The 25490-nt window shown below is 42.0% G+C and carries 21 protein-coding genes, 1 tRNA gene and 1 pseudogene; 11 read left to right on the top strand and 12 right to left on the bottom strand.

What is annotated here, in order from left to right; all coding sequences use genetic code 11:
* Nucleotides 1–43 precede the first annotated feature (43 nt).
* The 5 genes from JMX63_RS11505 to dinB all read right to left on the bottom strand — a co-directional run bounded on the left by JMX63_RS11505 (nt 44) and on the right by dinB (nt 7340).
* Nucleotides 44–1144 (bottom strand): asparaginase, encoded by a 1101-nt coding sequence (locus tag JMX63_RS11505; protein ID WP_201572478.1) that lies wholly within the window; start codon nt 1142–1144, stop codon nt 44–46.
* A 162-nt stretch (nt 1145–1306) separates the two neighbouring features.
* Nucleotides 1307–2965: a FimV/HubP family polar landmark protein gene (locus JMX63_RS11500; RefSeq protein ID WP_201572476.1), complete on the bottom strand. Its 1659-nt coding sequence runs from the start codon at nt 2963–2965 to the stop codon at nt 1307–1309.
* A 51-nt stretch (nt 2966–3016) separates the two neighbouring features.
* A complete protein-coding gene (locus tag JMX63_RS11495) occupies nt 3017–4774 on the bottom strand; it encodes a FimV/HubP-related protein (protein WP_201572474.1) in 1758 nt (585 codons plus the stop codon).
* A 110-nt stretch (nt 4775–4884) separates the two neighbouring features.
* The gene (queA, locus tag JMX63_RS11490; RefSeq protein WP_201572472.1) at nt 4885–6087 is read right to left on the bottom strand and encodes a tRNA preQ1(34) S-adenosylmethionine ribosyltransferase-isomerase QueA; all 1203 of its coding nucleotides are present in this window, start codon (nt 6085–6087) and stop codon (nt 4885–4887) included.
* A 167-nt stretch (nt 6088–6254) separates the two neighbouring features.
* Nucleotides 6255–7340: a DNA polymerase IV gene (dinB, locus tag JMX63_RS11485; protein ID WP_102091282.1), complete on the bottom strand. Its 1086-nt coding sequence runs from the start codon at nt 7338–7340 to the stop codon at nt 6255–6257.
* Nucleotides 7341–7846: 506 nt separating this feature from the next.
* Here dinB and JMX63_RS11480 point away from each other — a divergent pair.
* Nucleotides 7847–8092, top strand: coding sequence for a hypothetical protein (locus tag JMX63_RS11480; protein ID WP_201572470.1), 246 nt, complete (start codon nt 7847–7849; stop codon nt 8090–8092).
* 79 nt (nt 8093–8171) lie between these two features.
* On the opposite strand, the gene JMX63_RS11475 is transcribed toward JMX63_RS11480, so the two are convergent.
* Nucleotides 8172–8258 (bottom strand) — tRNA-Leu (locus tag JMX63_RS11475).
* A 152-nt stretch (nt 8259–8410) separates the two neighbouring features.
* Nucleotides 8411–9184, bottom strand: a complete 774-nt coding sequence (locus JMX63_RS11470; RefSeq protein WP_101205461.1) for a ferredoxin--NADP reductase — start codon at nt 9182–9184, stop codon at nt 8411–8413.
* Nucleotides 9185–9610: 426 nt separating this feature from the next.
* Between JMX63_RS11470 and tsaA the strand changes: the two genes are divergently transcribed.
* Nucleotides 9611–10468 carry a tRNA (N6-threonylcarbamoyladenosine(37)-N6)-methyltransferase TrmO gene (gene tsaA / locus JMX63_RS11465; protein ID WP_201572468.1) on the top strand — a complete coding sequence of 286 codons (858 nt, stop codon included), beginning with the start codon at nt 9611–9613 and terminating at the stop codon, nt 10466–10468.
* Between the two features lie 59 nt (nt 10469–10527).
* On the top strand, nt 10528–12315 hold the full coding sequence (locus JMX63_RS11460; RefSeq protein ID WP_201572466.1) for a GspE/PulE family protein: 1788 nt from the start codon (nt 10528–10530) through the stop codon (nt 12313–12315).
* A 21-nt stretch (nt 12316–12336) separates the two neighbouring features.
* Here JMX63_RS11460 and JMX63_RS11455 read toward each other — a convergent pair whose 3' ends face one another.
* The gene (locus JMX63_RS11455; RefSeq protein ID WP_102094914.1) at nt 12337–13002 is read right to left on the bottom strand and encodes an acyltransferase; all 666 of its coding nucleotides are present in this window, start codon (nt 13000–13002) and stop codon (nt 12337–12339) included.
* Between the two features lie 256 nt (nt 13003–13258).
* Between JMX63_RS11455 and JMX63_RS11450 the strand changes: the two genes are divergently transcribed.
* From JMX63_RS11450 to gspK, 6 genes are all read left to right on the top strand, one after another.
* Nucleotides 13259–14047 (top strand): TatD family hydrolase, encoded by a 789-nt coding sequence (locus JMX63_RS11450; RefSeq protein ID WP_201572464.1) that lies wholly within the window; start codon nt 13259–13261, stop codon nt 14045–14047.
* Nucleotides 14048–14280: 233 nt separating this feature from the next.
* Nucleotides 14281–14964, top strand: a complete 684-nt coding sequence (locus JMX63_RS11445) for a TetR/AcrR family transcriptional regulator (RefSeq protein ID WP_057759351.1) — start codon at nt 14281–14283, stop codon at nt 14962–14964.
* 362 nt (nt 14965–15326) lie between these two features.
* A complete protein-coding gene (locus tag JMX63_RS11440) occupies nt 15327–15956 on the top strand; it encodes a prepilin-type cleavage/methylation domain-containing protein (protein WP_406947851.1) in 630 nt (209 codons plus the stop codon).
* A gap of 38 nt (nt 15957–15994) precedes the next feature.
* Entirely contained in the window at nt 15995–16465 is a 471-nt protein-coding gene (gspI, locus tag JMX63_RS11435) for a type II secretion system minor pseudopilin GspI (protein ID WP_227673328.1), read from the top strand.
* The gene (gene gspJ / locus JMX63_RS11430; protein WP_201572460.1) at nt 16462–17292 is read left to right on the top strand and encodes a type II secretion system minor pseudopilin GspJ; all 831 of its coding nucleotides are present in this window, start codon (nt 16462–16464) and stop codon (nt 17290–17292) included. Before gspI ends, gspJ begins: the two co-directional genes overlap by 4 nt.
* 48 nt (nt 17293–17340) lie before the next feature.
* Nucleotides 17341–18408, top strand: coding sequence for a type II secretion system minor pseudopilin GspK (gene gspK / locus JMX63_RS11425; protein WP_227673327.1), 1068 nt, complete (start codon nt 17341–17343; stop codon nt 18406–18408).
* Between the two features lie 21 nt (nt 18409–18429).
* Here the strand turns inward: gspK and JMX63_RS11420 are convergent, their stop codons facing one another.
* The 4 genes from JMX63_RS11420 to ychF all read right to left on the bottom strand — a co-directional run bounded on the left by JMX63_RS11420 (nt 18430) and on the right by ychF (nt 22742).
* On the bottom strand, nt 18430–19110 hold the full coding sequence (locus JMX63_RS11420; RefSeq protein ID WP_201572458.1) for a TetR family transcriptional regulator: 681 nt from the start codon (nt 19108–19110) through the stop codon (nt 18430–18432).
* A 104-nt stretch (nt 19111–19214) separates the two neighbouring features.
* A complete protein-coding gene (locus JMX63_RS11415; protein ID WP_201572456.1) occupies nt 19215–20630 on the bottom strand; it encodes a deoxyguanosinetriphosphate triphosphohydrolase in 1416 nt (471 codons plus the stop codon).
* Nucleotides 20631–20904: 274 nt separating this feature from the next.
* Complete coding sequence (locus JMX63_RS11410) at nt 20905–21522, bottom strand: hypothetical protein (protein WP_201572454.1); 618 nt, start codon at nt 21520–21522, stop codon at nt 20905–20907.
* 128 nt (nt 21523–21650) lie between these two features.
* Nucleotides 21651–22742: a redox-regulated ATPase YchF gene (gene ychF, locus JMX63_RS11405; RefSeq protein ID WP_201572451.1), complete on the bottom strand. Its 1092-nt coding sequence runs from the start codon at nt 22740–22742 to the stop codon at nt 21651–21653.
* A gap of 409 nt (nt 22743–23151) precedes the next feature.
* On the opposite strand from ychF, the gene JMX63_RS11400 reads away from it, so the two are divergent.
* Nucleotides 23152–25356 carry an ATP-dependent helicase gene (locus JMX63_RS11400; protein ID WP_201572449.1) on the top strand — a complete coding sequence of 735 codons (2205 nt, stop codon included), beginning with the start codon at nt 23152–23154 and terminating at the stop codon, nt 25354–25356.
* A gap of 45 nt (nt 25357–25401) precedes the next feature.
* Nucleotides 25402–25490 (top strand): annotated as a pseudogene (locus JMX63_RS11395) (IS1595 family transposase); the annotation flags it as partial.

The raw sequence follows: 25490 nt of genomic DNA, 5'->3' as shown, positions 1-25490 counted from the left end.
TAGGGTTTCTAAACTTATAAAATGGGAATTAATTAAAAGTCGCTTAGCGCTTTTTGATGCTAGTGCCAGTTTGATTGACATTATTCAACCAACGCTGTCTACGTCTGGCAGGACTGTCATAGCGAAGTAGCAACCATAGTAATCGGGCATAAATAGCAGGTATGGTCAAACGTCTACCAGCAATGACATGATGCTCGTACTGCCAACTGCCCGCCGCATAGCTATCGCTGACGCCGCCAAACGGACATTGACTGGCTGATATCACCATATGTCCACGCTCATGCGCAAGGGACAGTGTCTCTGCTAATGCAGCTGAATAAGGGATGTTACCGGCGCCAAATCCTAATAGAATAATGCCACATGGTGGCTGCGACAATAAAGCTTGTAGCTGGTTGTTTATCATCGAAACATCGTTAGGTAGGCAATATAGCGCATGAACACTTGCGTTTTCAGCACGTGTTTTAATACTGGACAGCAAGTCTTGTTGGTCATCGAGCCAATGTTGCCTACGCGTGTCAGGTAGATTTTTTATATAGCTATTGGCTGGATAAGCGGCGCGAGAATGACCAGTAAATGCCATCAGATCATGGCTGTGAATTTTCTGTACTGTTTGAGCAGGCCATGATTCGCCGCCAAAACTAATCTTCACACCTGATTCACCAGCAGCGGCTAGTTTTAATGAGTCGTTGAGATTGCCCCAAGCATCGCTATGTTCGTCGATGTTATAGGAATGCAATATCTCACTGTCTAATAATGGGCGCATACTTGCGGTCAGAACAATACAAATATCACTACCTGCAAAAGCTTCTGCTAAAAATGCACCTAAGTAACTCAACGTATCTGTGCCAGTGATGAGTACAAAGCGTCTATCACCTTTGGCATAAGCATTCAGGAGTAGTTGATAGAAATGCGCAAAGTCGCTAGGGGTAAGTTGGCTGCTGTCTTTGATCAGGGTGTTTTCTAACCATGAGACTATTGGTAAATTGTTTGTACTGTCTTGTGCAGACAAAAGCTTTTGTAAAGTAGGCAAAAACACTTCTGCTGATAATGGCGCTAAAGGTTTGCCGTAGCTACCAAAGGTACCACCAGCATAAATCAGTTGAATAGGATCGGATAGATTTTTGAGCATAACAGAAGATGGCATAGTATCAACACAGTAAACAAGTATGGAAGAAAAGAGGTGCTAGAGGATGGAGCAACGATGGCTGAAGGGTTTAATAATAGATAGTATTAGAGTTAAATGCAAAAAAATCAGCAAGCATCCCGTGATTAGGAGGTACTTGCTGATGAGAGATTAGACTATTAACTACGCAGTACGCTCAAGTAATAGCTGTGCTTGCTGTTTCTGCTCACTGGTACCTTGAGCTATCACTTCATTGAGTAGACGCTTTGCACTGTCATATTCACCCAGTTGTAGATATTGATCTGCCAAGTCTAATGTCACTTGATTACTGTCTAACGACTTTACAAAATCAAAATCTGCTGCGAAACGTGATGAAAAATCTTCTGCTGATTCAGCCTCTTGAGGCGTGATAGAAGTGTCACTCTCAACTGGCGCAGCTATAGAGACTGGGGTAGTGGCCGATGGAGCGTCAAATAGAGAATCAGCATCGTCAATATTAAAATCATCGTCTATCAGCGTATTATCATCAAACCTCAATGATGCAGTAGGTGCGGTATTCGATTCTTCAACATCGCTAAAATCATTAACCTCGATATCATCATTGAGTAATGGTTCCTCGAGATTAATATTTGCAAAGTTGTCTTCTTCAAAGGTCGTGCTCTCAGAAGTACTGTTTCCAAAATCAGTATTTTCCAGAATGAAATTGTCGAAACTACTGTCGTTTTCAGTCGTAGATAGGTCGTCATTGGAGACAGTATTGATATCATCTAATGTATCTAGACTGCCCAAAGATAAAGCAAAGTCATCTTCACCGTTTTGGATAGTATCAATAGAGTGTGGTTCTGAATTCGTAGATATGTCATTAGTGACGACGTCGTCTTTGTCTGCATCGGCTGCTAAATCATCGAAGTCTAATATAAAGTCTTCTTCTAGTACTGCTTTCTCATTGTCATCATGTGAGAGGTTAGTGTCTATAGATGATTCATTCGAAGTATCATCAAATGAATCAAAGTCAAACTCAAAGTCACTAAGATCGTTATCTTCGTTATTACTAACATTATCGTTAGCAGAGCTCTCTAAAACGTCGTTATCTACATTGTCTAACGGTATGACAGGCGTTTCACTTGTCATATTAGGCGCAGCGAAATCGTTCTCTAAATCGCTGAGAGTCAGATCAAAGCTATCATTCGGATTTTCGGTAATAGAACTAACATTATCGACTTTGTCTGATAACTCTAAGCTGTCGATAGGTTCATTTATTGCAGTATCGTTATTACTTTCTTCAATTGACTGGTGATCTACTGTATTAGTACTATCATTCTGACTAATAGGCAAATCGAAGTCGATAGCGTCAAAATCATCTTTGGCATTGTCCGTTGCCAGTGTTTGCGCAGCGGCAGGTTCTAATTCATCAAACGATAGATTTCTTATCTCGTCTGCTTGAGCGATAGTCTGACTGTCGTTATGATTTCTTATAGACTCATAAATATTATTAAAATCTTCTGGCTGATTTATCGTCGCGTATATGCTGAGTAGTTTAAGAGACAATGCACTGTTATGAGGTTTTTCACTTAGACCACGTTTAATGGTTTCGATCGCCTTGTCATAGCGCTGCTGATCCATAAAACGCTGAGCAATAGTGATATGGTCAAATTTATGGCTATTGCTGACATTAGTGTGGGTAGGAGTACCATAATCTACTTTTGGTGATGTAGTAGACGTATCTTTTCTTGCATTAATAGGCGATGATGACGATTTTTGCGCCTTATTTTTGCGCAAGAATAAAGCAGCCACTAACAGAATAAGCGCCAATCCGGCGATGATATATAGCATATTGTCCATAGTTATTCCTACGCCTGTGATCACAATCTAATGTATGAATCAGTTAGGCAATTATTGATTGCGTAATTTTTCGAGACGAGCCTGCAGCTCAGCCAATTTTTGGTTTTGTAATTGAATTTTTTTAGTATAACTACTAAGAGTGCTACTGGTACTTGATAGACGCTGAGCCTGTGATGCTGCCTGCTGCCGCGATGCTTTGAGTGTCGCTAATATATCTGTGCTCAAACCATTCCCTGTACTTGATGCTGCTTTTGCTTGAGTGCCATCTGCATTACCATCTCGCCCGGGCGCAAGCACAGAAAACTGTGCTTTTGATAAAGTCTGTGTTTTAGTTGTCGTGGCTTTCTCAGGGCGTTTGACCGCTTGTGTACTTATAGAAGGTTTTTTAAAAGGTCTTTGAGCTGTTTTTTGCATCGCTGCTGTATTTGCTCTGCGAATATATTGTCTTTGTGCATCGATAGCTGCTTCTAAGTTTTTTTGCGATGGTATGACATCGTAACTAGGCAAAATAAGCTTAGCATCTGCTTTTAATTGATCTGCGTCTTTATTGATAAAGGCATCAGGGTTTTGTGACTGAATTTGCTTCATCACAATGGAAGTATCTAGATTATTTTCTTGCGCGATCTGCTGAGCAATAATCCATAGGCTATCGTTACGTTGTACTTGGTATTGATTAGTTGTCGTACTATCTATTGCTCTATCATTTGAAGACGCATTATTGATAGCGCTATTAGCGGTTTTCGAAGTTGTATTGTCAATAGAAGCCGCCAAGACGCTAGTATCATTTTTCTCAGTATTGCTTGCTATGATGCTAGTAGTCGGAGTAGGTACGGGTGATGCGTCAGCGTCTATTTTTTTACGACTCGGCTGTATCTGCCGTGTGACTTGAATATTTAGAGTGTCGAGTGGTTTATCAATCAATACTTTATCTAAGATAGGAGTGTTCTTAATACTTGCTTTGGCGTTATCATTGGCACTAACTTTCGTAGGTTCAGTGCTGTTATTCGCACTCAAAGCACTGCTATCTAAACGGTTCGATGAACTAAAGCCGTTATCAGTATTCTTTGCATTACTGATAGTGTTTTTTATATCAGAATCACTATTTAAGCGCCCATTATCAAGTCGACTAGGCGCGTAAGTAAAGTTGCTAGTCTGCGAAGTAGCTGTCACTGTCGGTGCTTGTATGTTAGACACTGATCTAGAAATAGAAGAGTCAACTGTTGCTATGTTTGCTAGAGCTGGTTTATTTGCAGCAGCGTTAGATACCGATATTAGTGGCGGCGGTGCACCTTTTCTTACGGTTAACGGTTTTGCAGCGCTTGCAGAAACATTTGGTAAATTGAGTTTCTGAGTGCCTTTAACACTGTTCTTGGAAGCATTATTAATCGGTAGACTATCGCTTAACGGCATTAATAATGTTTTTGGTACGACATTTTGCTGCCCATTATCATTGATCGATAACACCAAATCAGCAAAGGGCTTGGACACAGGCTGTGATGTGCTGATTAATACTTGACCGCTAGTCGCTGAAGTTGCTTGAAAGCGCACCTGCATTGAATCAGTCGGCGTCAATCCCATCTGTTGATAGATAACTGGATTGGCCAAGCTTGCTGAAAAATCAGACGCTCGTATGTCAGTGACCACGATACTTGCGCTCAACGGTTCATGCTGAGCTGAGCTAACCACGGTCTTACCGATAGTTGCCGCTTGCGCGCTTGGAATAATAGCGGCCAAACCTACAGAATAAAGTAATGCCATCGATACCGCGCGATGCACAGGAGTCAAGCGACGAGATAAATGACAAGACATGAATAGTCCTTTACAAAATAAGTTATCTTTGCTGTTATAACAAAGTACGGTTTAGTTTACCAGTTTATTTCACAACTGTTGCGTCCAATGCATAAATGTTTATTTAATGTTCAGCTTGTTTTCTTATCAAGTAACATAGCATCGCCATAGCTAAAGAATCGATATTCTTTTTCAATAGCATGATGATAGGCATGTTCAATCGATGCTTTGCCAGAAAAAGCTGATACCAACATTAGCAACGTCGATTTGGGTAAATGAAAGTTTGTTAACAGTCGATCAATGACACCGAATTTAAACCCTGGATAAATAAAAATGTCCGTGTCCCCTGACCAGCTAGAAAGTGCTTGCCCATTGATAGCTGTTTTTTGATACGCCGTTTCAAGGACGCGAGTCACCGTGGTACCAATAGCAATAACCTTATTGCCATTTGCATGCGTCTGATTAATCAGCTCAGCAGTTGCTTGTGGCAGATGTGCATACTCACTGTGCATAGTATGATTGAGTAGATTGTCTGTTTTAACTGGCGCAAAGGTACCAGCGCCAACATGCAATGTCACAAAAGCAGTACTGATGCCTTTTTCCACCAGCTTATTGAGCACCAAGTCATCGAAATGCAAACTTGCTGTCGGTGCAGCGACACTTGCAAGCTTAGCGGGATCATGAAACACCGTTTGATAACGAGTAGTATCAGTGTCATCGGCCTGACGTTCAAAGTAAGGCGGGATAGGTAGCTCGCCGTAAAGTTCTAAATCAGGCAAAATTGGCGCATCAAAGGCTAAAATAAACAAGTTGTCCTGACGACCAATCATCGCGCCACTCATATGACTATCGGCCAGTTGAAAACGTTGACCAAGTTTCAGTGCTTTGCTGGCTTTTACATGGCAAAGGGCAATATGTTCTTGGTTGACTGATTCATTATTTGAATCTTCTAAATGCAGTGTCGTTATATCTAAGTCTGAGACAGTAACCAATCGCTCAATCAAAACCTCAAGTTTACCGCCAGTATCTTTTTGACCAAATAGGCGTGCCTTCATCACCTTTGTATCATTAAATACAATCAGGTCTCCAGCATCTAATAAATCAGGCAACTCAGAAAACAAACAGTCTTCTACAGGCGTAGCATTTGTGTCAGTGTGAGCAGGCAAGTACAAAAGTTTTGAAGCAGAACGCTGCGCTAATGGATATCGCGCAATCAAACGATCTGGTAGGTCATAGTCGTAATCTTCCACGCTTAGATAATCTAAGACGTCACTGTTGTTATTGGTAGTAAGTGGGGCATTAGAATCGGAAGATGCAGTGTGAGTGTTGGTCATAATTAGTCTTTAAATGGATAGAAATTTTGGCATAATTGTAGCAGAAATACTGCTATAAAAGGTTGCTTTACTAAGTAGTCACCGTGCACAAAACATATTTGAATAGCCTAAGCAAAAGTAATAGTTTTTAACTGTTCTCATGTTTATTACGTTAGTCTTTGTTTATTTTACTCAAATAAATTTAATTGAGGCAATAGTTGAGCTGCAGGTGTCAATGACGAAAAAGTGACCCCGACTAATCGGATAGGGAGCTGGCGCGGAATATCTAAGAATAATTTGTCTAACCAGTAATGAGCAGATTCAGCACTACTAAAAGCGGTAGTCAGCGTGTGCGTACGGGTAATCTGAGTAAAGTCGGCATACTTAACCTTGAGCGTTATAGTATGAGCGATGAGATTTTTTTTGTGCAGTTGCGAGAAGGCATCCGCATTTTGTTCATAGATTTGTATACGTAACGCCGTGTCATCGTTTAGGTTTTCTCTAAAAGTAGTCTCCGAACCAACAGACTTATGCAGGCGCTCAGACTTGACAGCGCGTTCATCGCGACCATGAGCGATATCATGATAAAACTGTCCTCGCTTACCAAACTCATTAATCAATACTTCGGCTGACATACGGCGTAGATCAGCACCGTTAGTCACGCCCATCGCATGTAATCGTCTTGCCGTTGCTTTACCTATCCCGTGAAATCGTTCAATAGGCAGTGTACTAATAAAAGCATCAGCGTCTTCTGGTGTGATAATAGCGGTGCCGTTAGGCTTATTGATATCAGAGGCAATCTTGGCCAACATCTTGTTGAAGGACACGCCAGCAGAAGCAGTCAATCCTGTATGTTGCAATATTTGTGCTCTTAACCAATTTGCCATTAATGTCGCTGAGCCTTTATGTACAGTAAGACCAGTGACATCGAGATAAGCCTCATCTAGCGATAACGGCTCAACATGAGGCGTTAAGCTGTACATAATATTGCGAATATCGCTGCTAACAGCTCGATATACTTCAAAACGTGGTCTGACAAATATGACTTCTGGACAACGTTTGCGAGCCTCATAACAAGACATAGCTGAGCGCACTCCAAACTGACGAACCTCATAGCTAGCCGCTGCTACAACACCGCGTCCATTTGGGTCTCCACCAACCACTAGTGGTTTGCCCCGTAATTCTGGGAAGTCACGTTGTTCTACACTGGCATAAAACGCATCCATATCTATATGAATGATTTTACGTGGACTGGATGCTGTAGGAGTTTTCATGATTAATATTTTACATCACTCAATACTTCTGTTTCAGTATCGATTATTAAACTATAAAGAGATTTTTCGAATATAGAACCATAAAAATATGGCAATATGCGAATAATTTATATATCAATAATTAAATATAGTGTAAGGTTAATAGTCAGAGATATATGGCGTTAAAATACTAATAAATTAAATATGGTTAACATATGTTCACTAATATATATTCTGTATGGCGCATACCTCAAGTTTTTCAGATTTTCTATACCGTCTGTCTGAATATAATAGCCTTCCATCATGAATATTATAGTTATATGTTACAGTTCTAATGCTATCGTTTTACAATATATTAACCACGATAATCAATAGTTATGAAAGTAATAAATAGTTTTTTATAGGAATTTTATTTACCTGATAAGACATTGTTTATAGCTCATACCAAACTTATGAATTGAGTACTGGTAAATTAACTTTCTAAAAAAATAGTAATGAGAAAGTTCAAGATAATTAAGGAGCTGATGATGAGTCATGAATTAAAAGGGAGCGATTTGACACGAGCAATGCTAGCGCGGGGTGATAAAAAAATATGGTGCGCAGTGTGTGATGAAAGCGATGAACAAGCGATGATGGATCAGTGTGGTAATGATTTTACAGCCTATATTGTGTCGTTTAATGATGGATATTTTTATTGTAGTGCTGGCATGCCATGGAGTTATGCGGTACCGATTAAGATAAGCGCTGTCATGCCATTTGAAGTATCGATATAAATAAATTAAGAGTTTGATAGGGCGAATATAATAAGCACAAAAAAACCTCCGATAAAGGAGGCTAGTTTGTACTAAATATTGGTACCAGTGGTCGGACTCGAACCGACACGCTTTTAAAGGCAACGGATTTTGAATCCGTCATGTCTACCAATTCCATCACACTGGCATGTTAGGTGATAATAGTTATTGACTAAATATTATCTAATTGGGCTACAGTGTTGACTGTATAGGCTGCGTATTATAGCAGCCTATTTACTTGCGTCAAGCATTATTTTATACAATTTTTCATTTGTTCTAATGATACTAAATAGCATCACTCTAGCCGACAAAGGCACGCTCAACTGCGTAATCTGCCTGCACACCCATACGTGGTGAAACAGTCAAGCCAAAATCATCTAAAATAGCAGAAACCTCAGCATTAAATGGCATGCTGCCACAAAGCATGACACGGTCGTCATCTTTATTCATTGGCGGTAAACCAATATCTTCAAACAATTTTCCTGATTTCATCAAATCAGTGACACGACCTTGGTTTCTGAATTCTTCACGCGTAACGGTTGGATAATAGATGAATTTTTCGCGATACCATTCACCAAAGATTTCATCATTAGGCAGCTCATTTTCAAACATCTCGCGATAAGCCAAATCATGAACATGACGTACGCCATGTACTAAGATGATTTTGTCAAAACGCTCATACACTTCAGGATCACGTGCTAGTGACAAGAACGGAGCAAGACCAGTACCAGTAGAGAGCATGTAAAGGTTCTTACCTGGTAACAGATCGTCCAATACTAGTGTGCCTGTTGGCTTTTTACTGACTAACAGCTCATCACCTACTTTGATATGCTGTAAGCGTGAAGTTAACGGACCATCTTGAACTTTAATAGAGAAGAATTCTAAATGATCTTCATAGTTAGGGCTAGCAATTGAATAAGCGCGTAGTAGTGGCTTGCCATCAACAACAAGTCCAATCATCGCAAATTCGCCATTACGAAAGCGCAAGCCATCGTCACGAGTGGTTTTGATACTAAATAGAGAGTCATTCCAGTGATGAACCTCTGTTACCGTTTCGGTGCGAAGTTTTGACATAAAGTCCTCGTTAATAAGTTGTTATTTGTGTGTTAAGTTTGAATAAGTATTAAATCAGAATTTACAATGTTAAATTGAACATTGTAAAAACGTATCAGTCTTTTAATCGTTGTCGAAACTGCTATTTTTATGAACGAGTAAATGATGAGTAAGCGTAATACAGCTGGTTTATCAGCTTATATACAGCTATCTATTACGGCATTAGACATAGTAGATTTGCGTCAACGATGACAGCATTACTGGTCATATCGCCCAAATGTAAATGACTCTCATCAAATTTCTTGCTCATAATACCAAACTTTAAAATAAAAATCCGTCTAGCAGTGATTGTCTAGCATGATAAAATGGAATATCGTTAGTGAGTAATTTTGTATCATTTGACAAAACTGCCTTATCAGGGCAGTTTTGTATTACTGGAGTTGGTATATGCTTGACGAGAATTCCCTGTTAGATAACTACCATCAAGCTCCTGTTATTGGCTATCACCGTGCCCCGCTTTCACAAAAATTCGGTGTGCCGCGCCAGCCAAACCTAGTCGCTTTGACTAGTGTCATTGAGATGTTAGCGCCATATGATACGCCAGCTGCATTTGTTGGTTTGGACAAGTTTAGTCATATATGGGTGAGTTGGCAGTTTCATCATAATTATCGATATAAAAATAACAATGAAACCAGTACTAGTTTTCGCGCTCAAGTACGCCCACCAAGATTGGGTGGTAATCAAAAAATAGGGGTGTTTGCCAGTCGAAGCATGTATCGTCCTTCGGGACTAGGCCTATCTGTCGTCAAGCTCGAGCAAGTCAAAATAGTTCAAGGTCGTGTATTATTGATTATCAAAGGTGCTGATATGATAGATGGCACGCCAATCATCGATATAAAGCCATATGTGGCCTATAGTGATGCGTTAATTCAGACAGAGAGTGGCTTTGCACCTACGGCTCCTACGCTATTAGAAGTGACGATGACCGATGCTGCTAACGAACAGTTTATGATGCTAGTAAGCGCAGGCGAGCCTAGTAATGATAATAATGATGATACAAGTATCAAAGATGCAAACACTGGATTGAGTAATGCGACAGTTGCATCTACGACTCATCGTATACAAAATCAATTAGTAGGCTCAGATATGAGCATTATTAAAGAATTAATTGCCCAAGACCCGCGTCCAGCTTATCGACGGACAGAGATCGCTACGTCATTTTTTATGCGTTATAAATCGGTTGATGTGAGTTTTCAGTTGATGAAATCAGGACACCTACAGATAATCGCTGTAGTTGCAATATAACTGGCTTGCATCGATAGCGTTTTTGACAACACATTTTAAAATAATAGAAGAAGAGAGATATGTCTGCTCAACAGTACTCGATAGTAATTGATTTGCGTTGGTGTCTAGATGAGCTATTGGCAGATAAAGTGATTGACCAACGCGGCTATAACCTAGTCATCACTAGCCGTCGTGACAAAGCGCAGCATCCTCTATTAACGATTAGTGAATTCGGCTTGCCTAATGGCCATGCGACGGACAATAGCACTGAAAACAAGTTAACATTGGCTTGGCTCAACCAGTGGTTGGCGGCTAAAGCAGATATGACTTTCGTTCGTATTGACCCTCTAAAAGTCGATGTCCCTGCAGTGACGCAATTGATGTCATTTGAATATGCACGTTCACAGCATATTTTACCGATTGAGGTCGCTGTAGACGAAGTGGTTATCGGAACAGATCAACCTTTTTATACTGACTGGCACTCAAGTATTGAAAAATTGATCAAGTCAAAAAGCTATCGCACAGTCTATATCAATCCTGAGCAGATCAAACGCTTCCGGCAAGAGTTCTATCAAGTTACCCAAGCGATTGCAGGCGCAAATAGTGTCCATAAGCGTGCAGCTGCCGACGTGACCAATGTCGAAGCATTATTGCAATTGGGCGACAATACTAATCCCGATGCCAATGACCAACATATTGTTAGAGTCGTTGATTGGCTGTTGCAATATGCCTTTGAGCAACGAGCTAGTGATATCCATTTAGAGCCACGCCGTGAAACAGGTAAGGTGCGCTTCCGTATCGATGGTGTGCTCCATACGGTGTATGAGATGCCATTGGCAATCATCGTCGCGGTGACCGCGCGTATCAAAATTCTAGGGCGACTAAACGTTGCAGAAAAGCGTAAGCCGCAAGATGGTCGTTTAAAGACGCGAACGCCGAAGGGACTAGAGACAGAGCTTCGTTTATCGACTATGCCAACCGCTTTTGGTGAAAAGTTGGTCATGCGGGTGTTCGATCCTGAAGTACTGGTACGTTCCTTTGCTCAGCTTGGTCTATCCGGCAAGCAGCTTGAAACGTGGCATGAATTGACTGCTCATCCAAACGGGATTATTTTGGTCACTGGGCCTACAGGGTCGGGTAAAACCACGACCTTGTATAGTACCCTCAAGCAGCTAGCGACTGAACAAGTCAATGTCTGTACCATTGAAGATCCTATTGAAATGATTGAACCTGCATTTAATCAGATGCAAGTGAATCCAGGTGTCGATTTAAACTTTGCTGACGGCATTCGCTCCTTGATGCGTCAAGATCCTGACATCATTATGGTAGGGGAGATTCGTGATGCTGAAACAGCCAATATGGCAGTACAAGCCTCATTGACAGGGCATTTAGTGCTCTCGACACTACATACTAACGATGCGCCAAGTTCAATCACTCGCTTGCATGATTTGGGTATTCAACCGTTTTTGACATCAGCGACTATCTTAGGTGTGATGGCACAGCGTTTATTACGTACGTTATGCCCGCATTGCAAAAAAGCGGTAGACGTTGTGCCAGACAGCGAGGTTGCCATTCAATGGCAGGAGTTGGTACAACCTTGGCGTGCGCCTGCCCCAGCACAAATTTATATGGCTCAAGGCTGCGAGCATTGTCGACACACTGGTTATCAGGGACGAGTCGGCCTATACGAGATCATGCCGTTGTCTAACGAATTAAAAAAACTGGTCGCAGCCGATACAAATTTAGATGTGCTCAAACAACAAGCCTATCGTGAAGGTCTACAGCCATTGCGTTTATCAGGGGCAAAACGTATTAGTGAAGGCGTGACAACCATAGAAGAGGTGATGCGAGTCGTGCCTCTTAATTAACTATTGTATTTGAAGTCGTGTTTAGCGTTCCCAACGTACGTTTTGGCGAATAATTTTTGCTGGTGTGCCTGCTACCATACAGTTTGGTATAGTGACTGGTTTATTGACGAAGGCACCTGCTGCGATGATACATCCATCAGCGATAGAGACGTTTTTTGAAATAGTCACATTAGCCGCAATCCAAATATGATCTCCTAGAATGACATCAGAATGTGCTTTGTTCACTCGTACGTTAGTATCTATATCGTAGACCTTGTGCACATCGGTAGCGCGAATTTCAATACCACGCGATATCATGCAAGACTTACCAATGGTTACACTCTTGTCACGTGCCAAGATATAGCAATCAATGGCAGTGGTATGCTCACCAATATGAATGCGTAAATGATTACCAACGACTAATAATTGACCAGAGAATTTAACATGTTCTGCGATAGTGACTTGATTGTGATTACCATTAATGTCGATTTTTAATTTATTAAGTTTCCCATGACTACCAATGGTAATTCGATTGTTATCACCTTTACGAATGGTAATTGTGGAGTTGCCAATGATACGTACGTCGTTAGCTATTTCAATGTAATTACTATGGCCTTTATCTTGTAGTAAAAACCGTTGTCTATAGAGTTGCTTCGGTAACAATGTTTTGAATATATGCGGTAAAGTGATAGTTTTTTTATGATTCATATTATGGCACTTATGAGAGGTAATAAAGGTTTTGAAGCTTCGGCTCTTAAAAGACTGTTATGATGTATTGCTTAAGCTCGTATCATCTATTTATTTAGAATAAATTCTATTTAGAGTATTTTTGATAGCCATTAATGTAGTGTACCGTTAAACGATACTTGAAAACAGCTTCCTTCACAGCAATCAATGCAAACAAGATTCAAATTTTTAATTCCCAGACTTTTAATTGAGAAAGTTTTTAACAACGAGATTATTTATGTTTACAGATACTCATTGTCACCTTAACCGTTTAGATTTGACGAAATACGATGGTAAATTATCTGGCGCGATTGACGCCATGAAAACTGCTAATGTTACCCGTGCAATGGCAATCATGTGTGATTTTGCGGAGTATGACGAGATTGCCAATATTGTGAGCACCTATGGTGACGAGACGCTAAATCTAGGGATGAGTGTAGGGATTCATCCTTGTGAGGATATCGATATACTGAAATCAGCGACGGTTGAGCGTCTAATCGAGACTGCTGATAAAGAGCATGTATGGGCAATAGGCGAGACAGGGCTAGATTACTACTGGTCTACAGAAAATAAAAAAGAGCAGCAAGCCAGTCTTGCACGTCATATCCATGCCAGTCAGCAACTAAAAAAACCGCTTGTGATACATATGCGCGATGCAAAAGAAGATACGATCGATATCCTAAAGAGTGAAGGTGCTGAGCATGGTATTATTCATTGCTTCACTGAAGATTGGGAGACCGCAAAACGTGCTTTAGATTTAGGATTTTATATCTCTTTCTCAGGCATTGTTAGCTTTAAAAGCGCCCAAAATATTCAAGACGCTGCAAGGCACATGCCTAGAGATAGGATCTTGATTGAGACTGACAGTCCATATTTGGCGCCTGTGCCTAAGCGTGGTCGTCCCAATGAGCCCGCCTACGTACCCTACGTCGCAAGCTTTATCGCAGATATGTATGGTTGTGATAGTAACGAGGTCGGAGCGTTAACCGCAAAAAACTTTGAAAATTTACTGGCACAGTATCGCTAAAATGGTTATGCTATGACCAGTCAGTCATTTATGTGATAGTCGTATAGTTCAATCCCCTTTAGTATTTGATTTACTAAATGTAACTATATGATTATCAATGACTATTTGTAAATATAAGCATATCCCTTTTATGGTATTTCAGCAGTTCTTGTATAGTTTTATACGCTCATTGCCAAATGTACGCACATAATTGATGGTCATATGCTTAATCTTGTCATGTTTTAGGAGAGATTATGAGTCGTCAGCACCAGTTCAAGGCACGAGAAGAGAACATCTTAGCGATGGCAGAACAATTGCTACTTGAGTCAGGCGATGGTGATATCACTTTAGACAGTTTGGCAGATCAGCTCGATTTGGCTAAAGGCACCCTGTACAAGCATTTCTCCAGTAAAGATGAGCTTTATCTGCGTATTATTATTCGTTACGAAGAGCAATTGTTTGAGATTAACCGTATTGATGACTGCCCTTCGGCAGGCGTTGCCCGTATGATTTTCCAACAGTTATTCAACCCGCAAAAAGCGATGCTATTGAACCAAATTGAAGAGCGTCTGGCAGCATCAGTGACTGGGCTCAATCGTTTGTTTGGTGAATTATATGATATCCGTCGCCAGCGCATGAAGCGTTTGATTGATATCATCAGCGCATACCTAAAAGATGAGCACAGTAATTTGAGTACTCGTGATTATCTATCGTCTATTTGGGCGATTGGTCAGGGCGGTGCGGGACTACTAAACTCAAGCTTTTACCAACGCTATTTAGGTCGTCGTGATACGCTGCGTTACGCCTTTGTTCAGCAAGTACTAGAGTTGCCAAGTCATTATCCTGCTGACGATGAAGAGGTCATGGATGAAGATATGCAAGAGCTGGTAGAGCAAATCGATACTGAATCAGAAGAGCACCGTAATACCAACTACTAAAGTAGTTATTAATAAAGTAGCAAGTAATTTTTGGGTTGTGAACCTTTTTCGGCTTTAATAAATCGTGTTGTAATGCTTACTATTGCAGCACGAATTCATATATCTTCTACATTCTTTAAAACCCTTTCTCATTCTGCGACAATTAAAATTGGGCTTATAGGTGCAATATGCCGGTCACTGTCAAGACTCAGTCCAGTTCAGCGGCTACTTGCTCTTTCACTTTAATTAGTCAAACGTCTCAGTCAATCTGCTTAGATACAAGACCTACAGACCATTGTCGTAGCTGTGCCTGCATATCAACTGATACTCATCTCTTATCATCAGTCTCACCAATAAACAGTCGGACACAGACTGGTTTTACATTGGTAGAAATCGTGGTGGTAGTGGTTATCTTATCTATATTTGCTGGCATAATGAGTTTGTCTGTCGGTAGCAGTGAATCCCGCAAAAACCGCGCTTTTTATGAGCATTTGACCGATTCGTTGAGCTACGTTCGCCTATTATCGGCTGAACGTATGCAGCCGATGGGTTTGCGTATGCAGGCAGATAAGCAAGGTCAAGTAGAGCCAGTCATTGTTACCCTATCAAATCCATATGTCGCGTACCAGACAACAGAGATGATGTCAGATAGCACCGACAGTCAGCCTAAGAATGCTATGGAGCTGTCGGCAGAGGTGGCTGGTCTATCAGGCTCTACTAATGAGAAAAAACCAACGCCAAGTTGGGAGGTTGAGTTGGGCATCAATTTGCCTGAACCGCCTACTGGCGTAAGTATTAGAGTTCAAAGTTTAGATTCTAGTAGTTTACAAAATATGGGACGAACCCAAACGTTACAGCCTTGGTTTAGCGACCAAAACGTACCACAAGTCTTGTGGTTTGGTACGGGACAAGCAACGCCTGTCACCATTGAAGTGCTTCATGATTCGCGTTTAGTGGGCGAGGTGATTACTATAATGCCAGATGGCAGTATGCGAATCGGACAGGGGGTATAGTGACTAAATTATATAAACCTCCTATGACAAGCCAGCCTATGTCATCAAAATCCATATCACTCAAGTGTGGGCGCGAGAGCGGCTTTACCCTTATCGAAGTGATGGTTGCTCTGGCTATTTTGGCAGTAGTAGCAGTCGCGGCGAGCCGTGCCAGTAGTGCGTATCTGAGTTCGGTTGATATATTGCGTACTCGTACGCTTGCTCACTTCGTTGCCCAAAATGCCGCCGCTGATTTACGTATTCAAGAGACGTGGCTGACAGCCAACCGCACCCAAACCGTGAACGCTCAAGGGCGTGATTGGCAAATATCAATGACAGTCGGTGACGCCATTACACCTGCTCTAAAAGAAGTAAATATCGAAGTTTCGCCTATTATAGATGGACAGACGCGCACATCGGTCACTGATATCACTGTGATGCTAAGTAATGCTGAGCAAGATACGGGCAGTTTGGATTTAAGTGGTCTAAGCACAACAGGCAATAGCGAGCAGGCTGGGGGCGGTCTGTGAAATGTCAGCGTGGTTTTACACTGCTTGAGCTAATGGTTGCGATGGCAATATTTGCGATGCTAGCCGTTGCAGGCTGGCAGGTATTTGATGGGGTCAACCGTGCCCGTGAGCGCGCGCAATTTCATGCTGACAATCTGGCTGTTCTGCAGTACGCTTATTTACAGTTACAGCAAGACATGGGTCAAATTATCCCTTATCAAGCGCCGACTACTCAAAGTGTCAGTGCGGCGAATAACAGTCCAAGCGATAGTACTAACGCGAACACTAGCTCCCAATCAAGCGAGCAAATAAACAAAATGGCACCTGAGCCATTTATGAGCTTAGATGGCGAGCATGTCAGCTTTGTACGCTTTGCCGATCCTGATCCAAGATATCAGAGTAGCAATAGCCTCCAACGTATCGAATATATTTTTGCGGATGAGCGTTTGATACGTCGCCAGTATACCAGTATGGAAGGCGGGCGTGATAGCGTCAGCTTGGACAGCGTATTGCTCGAAGGTGTCACAGCAGGGAGCTGGCAAGCATATCTACCAGAGCTAAGTACCAGATTTCCGAGCGATGACGCTAACAGTGGCGGTAGTACAAATACAGCGAGTCCTAAGCCAACAGCTGTTTTATTACCGAAAGGAGTCGCGGTTAGCTTTACATACCAAGATATGCCAATCACTTGGCAATGGGCACTCGCCCCGCAACCGATATCGCCTAGCAATAGTCAAAGCATGGCCAATGATACAGATAGTAGCAGCAATGATAACGCTAATAACGACGACAGCGGTAGTGACAATAATAGTAGTGCGGATAATAGCAATTTAGGAACGAATAATTGAGAAGGTAGTAGTTAAAATGCATCAATTGCTCAATAACAAAGGCTATGTATGTCGATGACTGCAAACTCTCAACGCGGTGTTGCGCTGCTGACTATCTTATTACTGGTAGTGAGTATTACTGTGGTTGCAGGATCAATGCTTGCTAGCCAAAAAATTGCAATTAGGCGTAGTGGGCTGTTGTTCGATCAAAATCAGTTGCTGCAAGATATCGATGCAGGTCAGCAGTTGGCAGTGACCATGCTTCGCGCTGATGGCAACCTCAATGATACGGATAGTGCGCAAGATATCTGGGCGCAGCCTATACCACCTTATGTATTGGCTAGTCACAGTATCAGCATTGAGCTACGCGATGAGTCTGGTCGTTTTAATATTAATAACTTGTATCAAGATGGGACGGCAAATACCACTGCTTTAGCAGTATTCCAAAGACTACTCACGCAACTAAATCTAGAGCCTGATATTGCTATTGCCGTACTTGATTGGCAAGATGCAGACGGCGAGGTATATCAAGATGGCGGTGATGAAAGTACGGTATATGCGCACCAGTCAAATGCTGTAGCAACAGATGCTCTGCCAAATCAGCCTTTTGTCAGTATCGATCAGCTACTAGAAGTGAAAGGAGTGAGCGTTGAAACTCTAGCCGTATTACGACCTTATCTTACTGCGGTGCCTTATTATGTGCCGATTAATATCAATACTGCCAGTCCCGTATTGTTAGCCGCACTAGTTGATGGTGCTAACAGCCAACAGATGCAGGCTCTGGTAGATATGCGTGCGCAACAGGCGCTGACGTCTATTGATGCAGTATGGCAATTGCCGATATTCGGCAGTGTAAATGATGAGCAACGAAAAGCGTTAATGCCAATACTGGCCGTTGATAGCCAAGCATTTATGGCGCTTATCACAGCGACTGATAATGCAACTGTCGGTCAAGCGAGAGAGCGTTTTGCCACTGTTTTGATTAGTAAAACTGTCGTTGATAATAATCAAGCAGTTAATAGTAGTCAGACAGCTAGTAATAATCAGGCGAGTAACAGTAGTGGGGTAAACGGTAAAATGCCCAAGGAAGTCAAAGTAGTGACACAGCGACTATGGGCATTTCGTCCGAGCTTTTAGCAGATGGTATTGAGATCGTATTTAGTCTTTGAGGCGTGTTTCTTCGCTAGACTTCCAATTATAAGCCCCGTAAAAAAGCATCTGTGCTTGACGAGTACAGTTATGCAGCATCAGCTGTTTGTTTTCTTCGATTTCGTTTAGATCAATCTCATCATCATGATCTTCTGTATAGGTCAGCTCTAGCCAATCAATAATCCAAGAGAAGAACATATTTACGCCAGCCTCAGCCAATAGGCGACGATCATAAGCATTGATATGGGTAAACGCTGGCTGCAACGCTAAGTCGTCGGCCAAACCTTGAGCGTGCATCTTAATCAACTCATTGATGGCTTTTCGTACTGCTTCTGACCCACCATAACGCTCACTGACCAAGAACTGCCAGTAATAAGGCTGATCGCTGACCATGTACAAGAATAGCTGAATACTTTTTGCGATTTGACGATCGAAACTACGCTTGCGGCCAATCTGTAGGCTATCACTTAATGTGGCTAACGTACCACCTAATTCCTCAATGACCAAAGCGCGCCCGAGTGACTCCATATCATCAAAATGGCGATAAAACGCAGTCGGCACAACACCAACCTCGCGTGTTACTTGTCTAAGACTGATAGAGCTAAAAGATTGCCCTGTCATACATAAATCGAGCACAGCATTAAAAAAGGCGTGCCGAGTTTGAAGTTTCTTTTGTTCGCGACTGCTCATAATATTTCAAAATTGTCCGGTAGGTGTTTATCATACTCATTTCAACGCATAAATACGACTGAAATACGCCATTCGTGTTAATTTACTAAACTTGTACTGGTCTTTTAAACCACTGTGCCCCAATGACCCTGCAATTCTTGCGCCAGTCGATAAGCTTCATGGTCATTCATGCCTGTAATAAAATCCAAAATATTTAAGACATTATGATAGATATCGTCAGACAAGATGCGGCGATGTTCGTCAAGATGGGGCTGTAGTAATCTTAACAGACGTTGCTGCTCAAAAGACATCGGCGGCTGCATAGTAGCAGGTTCAGAGCCAGTCCAAGCGAGCGGTATAAAGGCATTTAATAGGCTATGCAGGCACTGATTGGCCATTAGCTCCATTCTTACTTTGCTCGGATGGTTAAATATTTTTTCGCGTGCCAGCTGCTTAGCTTGATTAATACCATTTTGTACGCTGGTATCGCAATGGGCAAATAGGCTGCCTTGCAGCGTTCCAGTTAGCAATGCATCACTATTGGCTGCAAAAGCATCGGTGACGGTATTGACCAAACGCATCATGGCTCGTGCCCGCAGGGAGGCTAGGCTTTGTCTGACAGACATATGCGCTGGCAAGTTTACGCTGCTTGGACGTTCACCAATCAGCTCATAAAATATCGTGGCAACTTCGCTATAGGTTAGCATATTCAGATTGATGCCATCTTCTAAATCGATTAGCGCATAACAGATGTCATCTGCCGCTTCTAGTAGGTAAGCCAATGGATGGCGCGCAAAGCCATCATGTTGCTCTGAGCGCGGTAAATGCAAACACGCAGCTAACTCTTCTAGTTGAGACGCCTCGCTATAAAAGCAGCCGAATTTTTGCACATTATAATGGTTGTCATTGACATCGTTACTGTGAGTTGCCAACCACGGATACTTCATAAAGGCGCCTAGCGTGGCACAGGTGAGCCGCATACCACCCTTGTCAGGATGATGCTCATTACGTGCCAATAGGCGAAACCCTTGAGCATTACCCTCGTATGCCAGTAAATCCAGTCGCTCGTTGCTGCTTAAGTTTTGTAAAACTGCTTGCGGTTCAGGCTGTCTGAACCAATCACGAATCGCATACTCTCCAGCGTGGCCAAAAGGCGGATTGCCAATGTCATGAGCGAGACAAGCTGCTTGTACGATCACACCGACGTCTGCAGGTGAAACTCCTGCTGGTAGGCCGCTACCTAGTGCATCATGAATTTTTTCGGCAGCCATCATTCCCAAAGAGCGACCAATAGAAGACACTTCTAACGAGTGAGTCAGACGCGTATGAATACCGAGCTGATTGGTCAATGGATGGACTTGGGTTTTCTGATTTAACTGGCGAAAAGAGTGAGAAAATACCAGTCTGTCATAGTCTTTGTGAAACTGAGAACGAGTACTGGTATTGGCGTTAAATTTTTTGGAAGCACCAAGACGCTGTGAGTTTAGGAGATGTGGCCATTGTGTGGTAGGGGACGACAAGGAAGTTGGTTTATTTAGCATATTGAAACATCCGGAACCAAGGGAGCCTCTAGCATAGCAAAATAGCGCCCTTGGTACAGCTATATAGTCAGAGAACTACTAAACGGCTACGGCGTTCCCCTTCTTAGAGCTACTATTTGTACAATCTGCAGTCGGCTGCCTTGTACCTGTTTTAGACTTCTTTGACTAGAGTTGATGCCCTATAAATTGGGTACGGTGCCAGTTTTGCTTAGCCTACTATTGGTAGTGCTTTCACTCGCCTTGCTTGTATTCAAATTATATTGAATTAACTATATTAAGACTTTTGACAGCTAAAAAGTACGTCTTCTTTGTCGATAGCTATATCGCTGTCCAGTGTCTTATTGAGCAATGTGGCTTTGTCTCCATTTACTTGCCATATGATGCCGTGGGTATCGTCTAATCCAATATCGCTGGTATAGATGCCCTTATCAGCATCAGTTTCACTATTAGCAGTAGCTGTTAAATCGTATTCGATACCATCGATGAGCAAATGCGCTGTCTGTGGTGTACTGTCGCTATGATAAGAAACGCCAATAGTAGCAGTAGGCTCACAAGAGAAAGGAGTGCTGTTGCTGGTATGAGCTGCATGATCATGACCTGCGTACGTATGTTCCTCGTGATTATGACTTTCATGATCGTGTCCTTCATGATTAGGCCCTTCATGACCATGTTCCATATCGCTATGTTCTTCGTGGCCGTGCTCTTCATGCTCTTCATGCTCTTTATCGTCATGCATCTCATGACCTTGTTCATGCTCGGCGTGATTATCTATTGGTGCTTCTTCAGATGCCACTGCATCGGTATCGTTGTTTGGCTGACAGCCCAGTAAAGAGCCTGCTATCACAGTTCCTAATATCGTAATACCTGCAAGTCTAGAAAAATAGTTAGTCACAGTATGAACCCTCAAATAAGAAAAATAAAGATATGTTATAATATAACAATTGATAGATAAAATAAAGCCGATGATGGAGAATATCCAACATCGGCTAATTAACTTTAAACAAGCTATACTATTTAAAGTTATACGTTAAATCTAAAGTGCATCACGTCGCCATCTTGTACGATGTAAGTTTTACCTTCTAGACGCGATTTACCAGCAGCAGCAGCGCCTTTCTCACCGTTATATTCGATAAAGTCCTCATAAGCAATGACCTCAGCACGAATAAAACCACGCTCAAAATCAGTATGAATTACGCCAGCTGCTTGCGGCGCTGTCGCACCAATAGCGACAGTCCAAGCACGTACTTCTTTTACGCCAGCGGTAAAGTAAGTCTGCATATCAAGCAAGTCATAACCACCGCGGATTACCTGATCAAGACCGGCTTCTTCCATGTCCATTTCAGCTAGGAAGTCTTTTTTATCGTCTTCATCAAGTTGGGCGATTTCAGATTCGATCTGATTGCATAGCGCGATTACGATAGAGTCTTCACCAGTGGCATAGTCACGAACAGCATCAAGGTATGGGTTATTTTCAAAACCATCTTCAGCGACGTTAGCGATATACATGGTTGGCTTTAGCGTAATTAAACCATAGCTTCTGATCAGTTTTTTCTCATCAGCGTCTAGATTAGCTGCACGAGCCGCTTTACCTTCTGCTAATAATGGTTCAACTTTTTTGAACACATCAAGCAATGCTTGCGCGTCCTTATCACCACCTTTAGCCTTTTTGGTTTGGTTGTGGATTGCGCGCTCAACAGCTTCTAAATCTGCAAGTGCCAGTTCAGTGTTGATAGTTTCGATATCATCAATCGGGCTAACGCGGCCATCAACGTGTACCACATTGTCATCATCAAAACAGCGTACAACGTGAGCAATTGCATCGGTCTCACGGATGTTCGCTAGGAACTGGTTACCCATGCCTTCGCCTTTTGACGCGCCTGCAACCAAACCTGCGATATCGACAAACTCCATCGTCGTTGGTAATACGCGCTCAGGATTGACGATGTCAGCCAGTTGTTTTAGGCGTGGGTCTGGTACTGGTACGATACCCGTGTTGGGATCTTTGGTACAAAATGGAAAGTTTTCAGCGGCGATACCCGCTTTGGTCAACGCATTAAACAAGGTGGATTTACCCACGTTTGGTAGGCCGACGATGCCGCAATTAAAACCCATAACATTCTCTCAATGTATTAATAAAATCAGTTGGTATAAAGTTTGGTTAAATGATAAATCAAAATTGGGCACATTGTAGCAAATTTACCTGAATAGGGGTGAGGTTGTTACGGTATATGCTCAGGTTTTTACCTGATAATAATAAGCAGCTTTATGATAAAAGCAGGTCATATTAGGAGCTTAAAAATGAATAAGGCGAATCAATACGAGTGACACATAGTTTATGTGAGCTAATAAACCCTATTTTTTAATATGCTAAACTGTCACTCATAGATAAGGGCTGAAAGTTCACATAAATTCAGCACAGATATTCTGCCAATTTTAGCAAATCATACTTATTCTAAAGCTAGAAACAGTCAGACATAAGCTGATAATATCGCCAAAATAAAATGTAAGGCAATTTTAGACAATGACAACCTCGATTTTTGACACACGCCACTATAAATACCCGCAGAATTTCCTTGAGATGAAGCCTAAACTGACTCGGCTTGAGCAGGCTATTAAAAAACTAGAAGCGAACTTAATCGATACTGCTGAGACGACAAACCTTAAATTGTTAAGTCAGAGGCTAGATAGTGGATTGGGGTTAAAGGTCGATTATGCCAGTGAGCTAAATCCTGACCAGTTAATGGCCGCGACTACGATCGAAGGCAAAGTATTGGTCATTGCTGGTGCAGGTTCGGGCAAGACCAAAACCTTGACCTATCGGACCAGTTATCTATTAGAAACCGGGGTGTCGCCTAAAGAGATTTTGCTACTGACTTTTACGCGTAAAGCTGCAAATGAAATAAAAGATAGAGCTAAGTCCTTGCTGGCAAGCAGTCTTTCAAATCAAGAACTATCAGATGAAGAGCTGGCTGAGGATAAGCTGCCAACTGATAAAGCATTAAATAGCATCACTAGTGGCACGTTCCACTCGTTTTGCAATATGCTACTGCGTCAGTATTCAGGGCTACTCGGTATCAATCCAAGGTTTACGATTTTGGATACTGGTGATAGTGAAGATGCTATCGACTTAGTGCATAAAGAAAAAAAGTATCCTAATCAGACCAAGTCACAAGCCTTTCCACGTAAAAAAACGCTGCAAAATATCATCTCGACGTCTAGAAACAGACGTATACATATTCGCGACTTAATCGAAAGTAACTACCCAGATATTGCCGTACATATTCCTATTATCGAGCAGCTGGCAGTTGATTTCCATGAGTATAAGCGCGCCAATCACTTATATGATTTTGATGACATCATCAGCCAAGTCGTACGCCACTTAAAAACCAATGATACTTTTCGACAGCTGCTGCAAAGCCAATATCGTTACATTATGGTTGATGAATACCAAGACACCAATATTCCGCAAAAGCAGCTAATCGACTTAATATGTGAGCCTGACTCGGTATCGCTGATGGTAGTTGGTGACGACAATCAAAGTATTTACGCGTTTCGCGGTGCCAATTATGAAAACATTCTTCTGTTCGGTGAAACTTATCCTCATGCCAAACTTATTAAGCTTGAGCAAAATTATCGCAGCTCGCCATCCGTTTTAAACTATATCAACGCGTTGTCAGCGCAAATCACGCTAGGCTATCAAAAGCAGCTGTATTCTGATGCGCCGATAGAAGGACACAAACCAGTATTTCGACGACTCAGTGATGAGCCAAAAGAAGCGGGCTATATCACTGATAAGATTGTCGCGCTTAAGCCAGAGTATGACTACAACGACTTTGCGGTATTATGCCGTACGTCATTTCAGTCTAATTACGTACAGCTAGAGTTTATGGCGCGCAATATTCCCTTTATCGTGGTGGGCGGTATCAAGTTCATTGAAAGACGGCATATCAAAGACGTATTGGCCTTTGTCAAAATACTCTATAACCCAAATGACACGATTGCTTGGCATCGTATTTTAACCTTGTTTAAAGGGGTGGGTGCAGTGACGGCGACGCGCTTAACCCAAGCCATTACTGCTGACAATAATGCGTTTGAATCTTTACTGGCAGCGCCATTTTCGAAAAAAAGTGATCAGCTAGAACCTCTATATCATGCGCTTACCAAGGCACAGCAAGCTGAATCGGTTGATACAGCTATTGAACATATTCTTGAGTTTTATATTCCAGTATTAAAGCTGATTGAAGAAAATTGGCGTGAGCGTACCGAAGATTTTCGGGTATTAAAGAATTTAGCGACAGAGCACACAAGCCTTGATAGCTTTTTAGAAAATCTCGCTTTAGACCCACCTAATGACTCGGTGGCTGTCATGGGCAATTCGGATAATGGACAAGACAGTAGCAATGACAAAGTTACTATCTCGACCATTCATAGTGCTAAGGGGCTTGAGTGGCCAGTCGTGTTTGTGAATTCTTTAGTAGATGGCATCACGCCGCATCATCGTTCTTTGGATGACTTTGAAGCATTAGAAGAAGAGCGTAAGCTGTTTTATGTTGCCTGTAGTCGTGCAAAGACGCAATTATATCTGACGGCACCAAACTACTTCTCTAGTTATTCTGGATACTTTGACAAACCGTCACGTTTTATCGCTGAGCTATCTGCGGATGAGGTCACGGTTGAGACGACAAGGCGAACCATGATAGAAGACGATGATCCCATTTGGTGGTAATATTCTAGGGGCTGTAGTAGATAAGCACTATGTTAGACTACTTTTATGAAGATAACCCGTTGTAAAATAAGTAAAAAAGTACAGCGAAGGCTGTTAGAGTTTTTCACAGCTGAAGTGACTGCTAGAACAGCCGC

This window comes from Psychrobacter nivimaris (assembly GCF_904846365.1).
Taxonomy (GTDB): domain Bacteria; phylum Pseudomonadota; class Gammaproteobacteria; order Pseudomonadales; family Moraxellaceae; genus Psychrobacter; species Psychrobacter nivimaris_B.
The sequence above is the reverse complement of the archived record's forward strand: the minus strand, read 5'-3'. Positions and strand labels throughout refer to the sequence as shown.